General features: G+C 72.4%; 2 protein-coding genes. One reads left to right on the top strand and one right to left on the bottom strand.

The genetic code is table 11. The features are described from left to right. Positions 1–337 (bottom strand): SLAC1 family transporter (locus AC27VN_RS41790; protein WP_490880561.1); only part of this gene is annotated, 337 nt, incomplete at its 3' end. Between the two features lie 99 nt (positions 338–436). Between AC27VN_RS41790 and AC27VN_RS41785 the strand changes: the two genes are divergently transcribed. Further along, the coding region (locus AC27VN_RS41785) for a cupin domain-containing protein (protein ID WP_490880560.1) at positions 437–1,258 on the top strand (822 nt) is incomplete at its 3' end.

Below are 1,258 nucleotides of genomic sequence, written 5' to 3'. Positions count from 1 at the left end.
AGGGCAGCAGCGCGACCGCCGCGAGCATGCTGGCCACCGGGCCCAGCGCCGCGAACGACGACTGCACCGGGTGCTCGAGCTCGGCGCGCGCCTCGTCGGGATGGCGCAGCCACTTGGCGGCGTAGAGCGCCAGCAGCACCAGCCAGACGGCGATGCCGGCCCAGGTCAGGGCCTGCGCGGCCTCGGGTGGCAGTTGCCACAGCGGCGTCGCCACGCGCCAGGCCGCGGCCAGCGCGAGCAGGCCGACGGCGATGCTGAAGAAGGAGACGGGAACGGGGCCGCGGGCCGATGCCGCGGGTGCGGCGGTGAGAGCGGCGGGGACGAGATCGGAAGTCATTCTGTTCACCTCGTGGAAGTCGGTGAATGAACTGTAGGCCTGCGTGCTAGGATTTTGAATGCCGATCCGGCTGAAAAACTTGCTCCAACGTCTCATGCCATGGATGCCCTGAGCGAACTCGTCGACTGGCTGGCCCCGCGCGGCCGCATGGACCTGCGCTGCCTGTTCGGCCAGGACTGGGCCGCGCCGCACGAGGCCATCGGCCCGTGGCGCGCGCCCTTCCACATCCTGCTGCGCGGGCGCTGCGAGCTGTGGCTGCCGGCCAGCAACACGCTGCTGCCGCTGGAGGAGGGCAGCCTCGTGATCCTGCCGCACGGCCAGGCGCACGTGCTGCGCACCGCGGGGCTCGGGCCGGAGCCGAGAGAGCCGCAAGAGGACATGCGCCCGATCCGCCTGCGCAAGGGCGAGCTGGTCGACCTCAAGACCAACCTGCCGCGTCCCGCGAAGGCCGACACCGACATCCTCTGCGGCGAGTTCGAGTTCCCGGGCCGGCGCCGCAGCACGCTGCTCGAGGCGCTGCCCGATCCGCTGGTGATTCCCTTCGGCCAGCGGCCCGAGTACGGCTGGCTGCAGGGCCTGGTGCGGCTGATGGCGCACGAGATCGAGCAGCAGAACGCCGGTGCGCAGGCCATCGTGGCGCAGCTCTCGGGCACGCTGTTCACGCTGGCGGTGCGCGCCTGCCTCGACACCCGGCCCGAGCTCTCGGGCGTGCTGGGCCTCATGGCCAGCCCGCGGCTGGCGGGCGCGCTCAAGGCCATGCTCGACGCGCCGCAGCACGACTGGACCGTGGCCTCGCTGGCCGAGCGCTGCCATCTCTCGCGCGCCACCTTCGCGCGCGAGTTCGCGCGCCGCACGGGCACCGGCCCGCTCGAGCTGCTGACCAGCCTGCGCATGGAACTCGCGTCGCGCCTGCTCGCGCAT

Source organism: Variovorax sp. 20P10.2.4, assembly GCF_058244205.1.
The sequence above is the reverse complement of the archived record's forward strand: the minus strand, read 5'-3'. Positions and strand labels throughout refer to the sequence as shown.